Annotated in this window: 6 protein-coding genes; 1 reads left to right on the top strand and 5 read right to left on the bottom strand. The window is 65.6% G+C overall.

Features of this window, described 5'->3' with window-relative positions; genetic code table 11:
- Positions 1-18: 18 nt before the first annotated feature.
- From rpoD to BIS11_RS07515, 4 genes are all read right to left on the bottom strand, one after another.
- The gene (gene rpoD, locus BIS11_RS07530) at positions 19-1,875 is read right to left on the bottom strand and encodes an RNA polymerase sigma factor RpoD (RefSeq protein ID WP_253425198.1); all 1,857 of its coding nucleotides are present in this window, start codon (positions 1,873-1,875) and stop codon (positions 19-21) included.
- Positions 1,876-2,138: 263 nt separating this feature from the next.
- Positions 2,139-3,968 (bottom strand): DNA primase, encoded by a 1,830-nt coding sequence (gene dnaG / locus BIS11_RS07525; RefSeq protein WP_253425195.1) that lies wholly within the window; start codon positions 3,966-3,968, stop codon positions 2,139-2,141.
- A gap of 173 nt (positions 3,969-4,141) precedes the next feature.
- On the bottom strand, positions 4,142-4,357 hold the full coding sequence (gene rpsU / locus BIS11_RS07520) for a 30S ribosomal protein S21 (RefSeq protein WP_227389497.1): 216 nt from the start codon (positions 4,355-4,357) through the stop codon (positions 4,142-4,144).
- 169 nt (positions 4,358-4,526) lie between these two features.
- Positions 4,527-5,954 carry an amidohydrolase family protein gene (locus BIS11_RS07515; RefSeq protein WP_253425192.1) on the bottom strand — a complete coding sequence of 476 codons (1,428 nt, stop codon included), beginning with the start codon at positions 5,952-5,954 and terminating at the stop codon, positions 4,527-4,529.
- Between the two features lie 154 nt (positions 5,955-6,108).
- On the opposite strand from BIS11_RS07515, the gene tsaD reads away from it, so the two are divergent.
- A complete protein-coding gene (tsaD, locus tag BIS11_RS07510) occupies positions 6,109-7,155 on the top strand; it encodes a tRNA (adenosine(37)-N6)-threonylcarbamoyltransferase complex transferase subunit TsaD (RefSeq protein ID WP_253425189.1) in 1,047 nt (348 codons plus the stop codon).
- Here tsaD and BIS11_RS07505 read toward each other — a convergent pair.
- Positions 7,156-7,422, bottom strand: a 267-nt coding sequence (locus BIS11_RS07505; RefSeq protein WP_253585880.1) for a glycerol-3-phosphate acyltransferase, incomplete at its 5' end; no start/stop codon positions are given.

Raw genomic sequence — 7,422 nt, 5'->3', positions numbered from 1 at the left:
CTACTTACCGCTCATCGCTCACTCGTCGAGGAACGAACGCAGCGGCTCCGAGCGGCTGGGATGGCGCAGCTTGCGCAGTGCCTTGGCTTCGATCTGGCGGATACGCTCGCGGGTGACGTCGAACTGCTTGCCCACTTCCTCGAGGGTGTGGTCGGTGTTCATGTCGATGCCGAAGCGCATGCGCAGCACCTTCGCCTCGCGGGCGGTCAGGCCGCCCAGCACGTTGCGGGTTGCCTCGATCAGACCTTCGCCCGTGGCCAGGTCGATCGGCAGCAGCATGGTGCCATCCTCGATGAAGTCGCCCAGGTGCGAATCGTCGTCGTCACCGATCGGCGTCTCCATGGAGATCGGCTCCTTGGCGATCTTGAGCACCTTGCGCACCTTGTCTTCCGGCATCTCGAGGCGCTCGCCGAGCTCTTCCGGGGTCGGCTCGCGGCCCATTTCCTGGAGCATCTGGCGCGACACGCGGTTGAGCTTGTTGATCGTCTCGATCATGTGCACCGGAATACGAATGGTGCGCGCCTGGTCGGCGATCGAGCGAGTGATCGCCTGACGAATCCACCAGGTGGCATAGGTCGAGAACTTGTAGCCGCGGCGGTATTCGAACTTGTCCACCGCCTTCATCAGGCCGATGTTGCCCTCCTGGATGAGATCCAGGAACTGCAGGCCGCGGTTGGTGTACTTCTTGGCGATCGAGATCACCAAGCGAAGGTTGGCCTCGACCATCTCCTTCTTGGCGCGGCGCGCCTTGGCTTCGCCGATCGAGAGCTTGCGGTTGACTTCCTTGAGGTCGGTCACGGTGAGCTGCACCATGTCCTCCTCGAAGGCGATCTTGCGCTGGGAGCGAGCGATGTCGGCACGCAGCGGCTCTAGGCGATCGGCGTACTTGGGCTGCTCTTCCTGGAAACGATCGAGCCAGCTCTTGTCGGACTCGTTGCCCGGAAACGACTTGATGAACAGCTTGCGCGGCACCTTGGCCTTCTTCACGCACAGCTGCATCACGGTCTTCTCCTGGTTGCGCACCTGCTCGACGCTGATGCGCACCTGGCCGACCAGGCGCTCGAAGTGTTTGGGCACGAGCTTGATCGGCGAGAACAGCTCCGCCAGGCGCTCCTGCTCGGCCTTGAGCTCGGCGCTGCCGCGACCGTGCTTCTCGAACATCGCCGCCACGGCGGCGTTCTGCTCGCGAATCTGCTCGAAACGCGCACGCGCCTCTTCCGGGTCCGGGCCGCCCTCGCTTGCGGTGTTGTCCTCTTCGTCGTCGTCACCGTCGCTGTCGATGTCGTCGTCTTCGGACAGGTCGGTATCGACCTCGGGTTCGGCGGTTTCCGCCTCGGCAACGCCGGGGATGCCCTCGTCCGGGTCGATGAAGCCGGAGAACAGATCCGACAGCCGGCCCGGCGCTTCTTCGTCCTGGGTAGCGTCGTAAGCCTCGAGAATGGAGCTGACCGCGCCGGGCAGGTACGCGAGCGAGGACATCACTTCTCGCGTGCCCTCTTCGATCCGCTTGGCGATCTCGATCTCGCCTTCGCGGGTCAGAAGCTCGACCGTGCCCATTTCGCGCATGTACATGCGCACCGGGTCGGTCGTGCGACCGACGTCACTTTCCACGGCGGCAAGGGCCGCGACGGCCTCTTCCGCAGCGGACTCGTCCGTGGAGTGATCCGACATCATCAAAGTGTCTTCATCCGGCGCTTCCTCAACGACACTGATACCCATGTCGTTGATCATGCCAATGATGTCTTCCACTTGATCCGGGTCGGCGATATCCTCGGGTAGATGGTCGTTGACCTCGGCATAGGTCAGGTAGCCCTGCTCTTTGCCGCGCGCGATCAACTCCTTCAGACGTGACTGCTGCTGCGCATTTCCAGCCATAGAAACCCTATCTCGACGAAGAAGAATGAAACACCTGGGGCGCTGAATCGATTAAACTCAACAAGCCGACCATTATAGCGTAATTTGCTGCACTTTTCCCAGCTAAACGTATTTGCGCCGTGTTTCAGGTGTGTTAGGTTACTCGGTTAGGCCATTTCAAGGCCCTTGTGGTTCCCTATATGGAGGTGGCCCACGGGAGTTCAACCCCGCCTGCCGCCTCGCTCGCCTTCCCCTGGCCTCGGGCGCCGTTCCTGGCACCTGCGTCAACGCGTTCGGGTGAGTTCGACCACCAGCGTTGCCAAACGTTGCCGCTGTGCCTTGTCGAGCTTCTGTCCCGAACGCTCGAGCGCCAGCAGCGCGTTGTACTCCTCTTCCGGCGAGCGCTTGCGCTGCCTGCCGACCAGGTGCTCGACGAGCCCGGAAAGCTCCGCCTGGCGAGTGGCCCCGGGAATCAAAAGCTCCCGCTGGGCGAGCTCGGCCAGCACCTCCCCCTCCTCGCTTCCCTGAAAGTGCGCCAGCACCACCTGAGGACTCTTGTAGCGCCCGGCGCGCAGCAGCATCACGAGTTCGCGGCAAAGCGGCCCGTGGGCGCTGTCGTCCGGCAGCCAGTCGAAGCCTTCCGGCAACGACTCCACCAGTCGCGGCTCGTGAAGCAGCAGCTGGGCGATGCGCTCGACGCTCGAAAGCACGCGTCCGAGCGCCTTCGGCCTGGTCGCGCGCGCGGCTTGAACCGGTGCCTGCTCGGGCAAGGGCTGATCGCTTTCGGGCGCGACCACGGGCGCCGGGGCGCGCCGGGCGAGCAGCCCCTGGAGCTCCTCCCGCGAGAGACCGCTTCGCTTGGCCAGCGCCTCGAGCAACAGCGACCTGAGCATGCCCTCGGGCACCCGCTCGAGCGCCTGGAGCACGTGGCTGGCAAAACGCTCGCGCCCCTCCACGGTGTTCAGATCACGCCCCTGGGCTGCCTGCTCGAAGAGAAACTCGGAGAGCGGCATCGCGCAGGTGACGCGATCCTGAAAGGCCTGCTCGCCCTCGCGGCGCACCAGCGAATCCGGGTCTTCGCCTTCGGGCAGGAACAGAAAGCGCGCCTCGCGACCGTCGATCATCTGCGGCAGCGCCGTCTCCAGCGCCCGGCTCGCCGCCTGACGCCCGGCGCGGTCGCCGTCGAAGCAGAACACCACTCGGTTGACCAGCCGGAACAGCCGGTGCAGGTGGTCCTCCGTGGTCGCGGTGCCGAGCGTGGCCACGGCATTGTGGATGCCGTACTGGGCCAGCGCCACCACGTCCATGTAGCCCTCCACCATGATCAACTGCTCGAGCTTGCTGACCGCCTGGCGCGCCTCGTAGAGTCCGTAGAGCTCGCGCCCCTTGTGAAAGACCGGCGTTTCCGGAGAGTTCAGGTACTTCGGTTGGCCATCGCCCATGATGCGCCCGCCGAAGGCGATGGTGCGCCCGCGCAGGTCGCGAATGGGAAACATCACCCGGTCGCGAAAGCGGTCGTAGGTGCGATTGCTCTCCTCGCGATGGACCAGCAGACCGTACTCGATCTGCACCTGCTCGCTCACGCCCTTGGCGCTCAGGTGCTGCTTGAGCGCCTCCCAGCCATCCGGGGCATAGCCGATGCCGTAGGTGGCGATCACCTCCTTCGACAGGTCGCGCCCGTCCAGATAGCGCCGGGCGGCCTCCCCCTCCTGCATCTTCAGGCGCTCGCGATAGAAGCTCGCGGCCAATTCCAGAAGGCTCACCGCCTCCTTGCGCTTCTGCTCGCGCTGGCGCGCCCTGGGGTCGTCGCCACCTTCGCGGGGCACCTCGAGCCCGAGGCGGCCGGCGAGCTGCTCCACCGCTTCGGGGAACGAGAGCTTGTCGTACTCCATCAGAAAGCGCAGGGCATTGCCGTTGGCGCTGCAGCCAAAGCAGTGGTAGAACTGCTTGTCGGCGCTGACCGTGAAGGAGGGGGTCTTTTCCTGGTGGAAGGGGCACAGGCCCGAGTAGTTGCGCCCGGCCTTCTTGAGCTGCACGCGCTCGCCCACCACCTCGACCACGTCGGTGCGGTCCAGAAGATCATCGATGAAACGCTGGGGGATCTGTCCGGCCATGGATTGGGGGTTCCGCGCAAGGACTCAATGGCCTAACCCAAGAAGTACTTGGGTTACACCACTCGTCGACTGTCTAGCTTTCTTGACGATCTGTCTAAAAACAAACGGCCACCTGACGGCGGCCGCTTGGCATCCCTCTCGAGACACCCACGAAAGGCGTCTCTAGGTACGGATCAATAGAGCCGTTCGAAACGCTTGCGCTCACGCTGGACTTTCTTGGCGTGACGCTTCACGGCCGCAGCCGCTTTGCGCTTGCGCTCGGCAGTCGGCTTCTCGTAATGCTCACGACGACGTACTTCGGAAAGAACGCCGGCTTTTTCGCAAGAACGCTTGAAGCGACGCAGGGCGACGTCAAACGGCTCGTTATCACGTACTTTTACAGAAGGCATTAAGCACTCACCTACCTTAAGGAGTCTTGGTTCGGATAGTGCGCACACCGCTTAATACCACGCCAGAAGCGACGTCTGCAGATACAGTGTACGACCCATTTTTTACAGCGCCAGGTAGTCTAGTCGCGACCGCGCCATTTTGCAACCGACGCCCCATGCCTGGCGGCGCTCACAGGTAGTCGCGCAGGTGCGACAGCGACGCGTCGATGCGCGAAGCGAGCTCATCCTCGTCGATATCCACGAGCTCACCGCTGCGCTTGGCGATGCGCCCGCCCACCGAGACCAGCGACACGTTGGCCGGGGTCGCGGCGAACACCACGAAGGCGTAGGGCTCGGTGGGCAGCATGCCGAGGTTGGCTCGACGGGTATCGAGCATGATCAGGTCCGCCTGCTTGCCCGGCGCAAGCGTACCGACCTGATCGCCCATGCCGACCGACTCGGCACCGAGCCGGGTGGCGAGTGACACGATCCGCTCGCAGTCGACGCTGGTCTGGTCTTCGCTCGCGCCGAGCTCGGTCAGCGCGGCGTGCTTCATCACCTCGAACAGATCGCCGCGCCCGGCCAGCGCGTTGCCGTCGATGCCGAGTCCCTGGCGCTCGACCCGCGCGAAGTGGGAGAGCCGGGTGAGACCATAGCCCACCCGGTGCTCGGTGACCGGCGTGAGCGCAAGACTCGACCCGGCCTCGACCAGCGCATCGAGATGCTCCTCCCGCGCGTCGGTGGCGTGCACCACCTGAAGCTCGGGGATCAAGAACTCGCCGTCGATCAGGCGCTGGAACATGGCGTGATGCTCCTCGCCGCTGACGTGCACGGCGATCGGCAGGCCCCTCTCGCGGGCGGCCTCGAACTCGCGACGCTTCATGGTCATCGCGTCCTGATCGCTCAGATCGCTCGGCAGCCGCCAGGCCAGACCCAACGAGAGCCGCCCGCGATCGGCGTAGCGCTCCCAGTCGTCGTGCAGCTCGCGCAAGTGTTCCAGGTCGATCGAATTGCCCGAGGTCTTGCTCTCGTTGCCGAACATCAGCCGCGCGCGCAAGGGGGAAGCCGCCAGCGCCTCGAGAGCGGCCTGGGCATGTTCCGGGCCGCGATTGTTGTCGAAGAAGTCGACACTGGTGGTGATGCCGGCGCCGACGTTCTCCATCGCCGCGAGGTACTCGCCCACCCAGGTATCCCCCGGGCGAAAATGCTCGCCCAGCCGGTTGGTCAGCGGGAAGAACAGCCTGTTCTCGGTCTGATTGAACATGCCGCGCATCTGGGTCTGCCACATGTGGTTGTGGGTATCGACCAGCCCCGGCATGACGATGCAGCCCTCGCCGTTGATCATCTCGCTGTCTTGGCTGTCGAGCTTCTCGCCGATTGCCTCGATGCGTCCGTCCACCACCCAGACATCGGCCTTCTCGAGCGGCGCCCGGCCGGGCTCCATGGTCAGCACGGTAGCGTTTCGGATGCACCAGCGCCTGGGCGATTCGCTCGCGGCGTCCGCATCGCTCTCGTCCGAGGCCTCCCCGGCGTAGGCGCCGGGAATCAATCCCGACCCTGCCACGGCGGTCATGGCACCGAGCAGCCGGCGCCGGGTCATGCTGAACTGGTTCCACATTGCGCTCTTCTCCTTGAACGGTGGGCGATCTCCACTAAACCTAGTCGAGCGTGATGCACCGTCAACCGTCGCCGGGCGGGCAAATGCGTGTCACGCCGACCTCCTCGGCGTGATAAAATCGGCGCCATTTCGTAAGCTTCTACAGAGATTCCCTATGCGAGTGCTCGGCATCGAAACTTCCTGCGACGAAACCGGCGTGGCGCTCTTCGACACCCGCCTTCCGGCGGGCGAAGGACTGCTGGCCGACGCCCTCTACAGCCAGGTGGCGATGCACGCCGAATACGGTGGCGTGGTGCCGGAGCTCGCCTCGCGGGACCACACCCGCAAGCTCTTGCCGCTGATCGACCAGGTACTGGGTGAGGCCGGGCTTGAAAAGCGCGATCTGGACGGTATCGCCTATACCGCGGGCCCGGGGCTCGTCGGCGCGCTGATGGTGGGTGCGAGCACCGCCCACGGCATGGCCCGGGCGCTGGGCATTCCGGTGCTCGGCGTGCACCACATGGAGGGACACCTGCTCGCGCCGATGCTCGAGGAGAACCCGCCGGCCTTTCCCTTCGTCGCGCTGCTGGTCTCCGGCGGGCACACCCAGCTGGTGGAAGTCGCGGGGCTCGGGCGCTACCGGCTGCTCGGCGAGTCGGTAGACGACGCTGCGGGCGAGGCCTTCGACAAGGCCGCCAAGATGCTGGGGCTTGCCTACCCCGGGGGCCCGAGGGTGGCGGCACTGGCCGAGCAGGGCGACGCGGCGCGCTTTCGCTTTCCGCGCCCGATGACCGATCGCCCCGGACTCGACTTCAGCTTCTCCGGGCTCAAGACCCACACGCTGACCACGCTCAAAAAGCTCGAGGCCGATGGTACCCTCGACGATCAGGCCCGCGCGGACGTCGCCCGCGCCTTCGAGGAGGCGGTGGTGGACACCATGGTGATCAAGTGTCGCCGGGCGCTCGACGAGACCGGCCTGAAGCGGCTGGTGATGGCCGGCGGGGTCAGCGCCAATACGCGCCTGCGCGAGCGCCTGGCCGTGGAGACCGAAAAGCGCGGCGCGAAGACCTTCTACCCCCGCGCCCGCTTCTGCACCGACAACGGCGCCATGATCGCCTACGTGGGCGCCCAGCGCCTCGCCGCCGGCGAGCATGACACCCAGGGGCTCATGCAGGCCACGCCCCGCTGGCCGCTGGACCAGCTGACGCCGCCCGCCGAGTGACTAGCGATCGGAAAGCCCGGGCTCTTCGCCGCGCCGCAGCCGGCGAATGTTGAGCGCATGGCGCAGGCCGACCAGAAGCGTGAAGGCGCTCACCACCAGGACGTAGTCGGCAGCGAGCCATAGCGTGAGCGGCGGCGCGACCGCAGCGCTGATCAGCGAGGCCGCCGCCGCGGTGCGCAGTCGCCAGGCGCACAGCGCCCAGAGCAGGGAGCTTGCAAGCGCCACCCAGGGCACCAGCACCAGCAGCACGCCGAAGGCGCTGGCCAC

Origin of the sequence: Halomonas sp. 707D4, assembly GCF_024158685.1 — a bacterium.
Lineage (GTDB): Bacteria > Pseudomonadota > Gammaproteobacteria > Pseudomonadales > Halomonadaceae > Vreelandella.
The sequence above is the reverse complement of the archived record's forward strand: the minus strand, read 5'-3'. Positions and strand labels throughout refer to the sequence as shown.

What these genes read in the sequence shown, in the direction of transcription:
- rpoD (WP_253425198.1), bottom strand. Translation starts at nt 1,875, where the DNA reads ATGGCTGGAAATGCGCAGCAGCAGTCACGTCTGAAGGAGTTGATCGCG.
- dnaG (WP_253425195.1), bottom strand. Translation starts at nt 3,968, where the DNA reads ATGGCCGGACAGATCCCCCAGCGTTTCATCGATGATCTTCTGGACCGC.
- BIS11_RS07515 (WP_253425192.1), bottom strand. Translation starts at nt 5,954, where the DNA reads ATGTGGAACCAGTTCAGCATGACCCGGCGCCGGCTGCTCGGTGCCATG.
- tsaD (WP_253425189.1), top strand. Translation starts at nt 6,109, where the DNA reads ATGCGAGTGCTCGGCATCGAAACTTCCTGCGACGAAACCGGCGTGGCG.
- rpsU (WP_227389497.1), bottom strand. Translation starts at nt 4,357, where the DNA reads ATGCCTTCTGTAAAAGTACGTGATAACGAGCCGTTTGACGTCGCCCTG.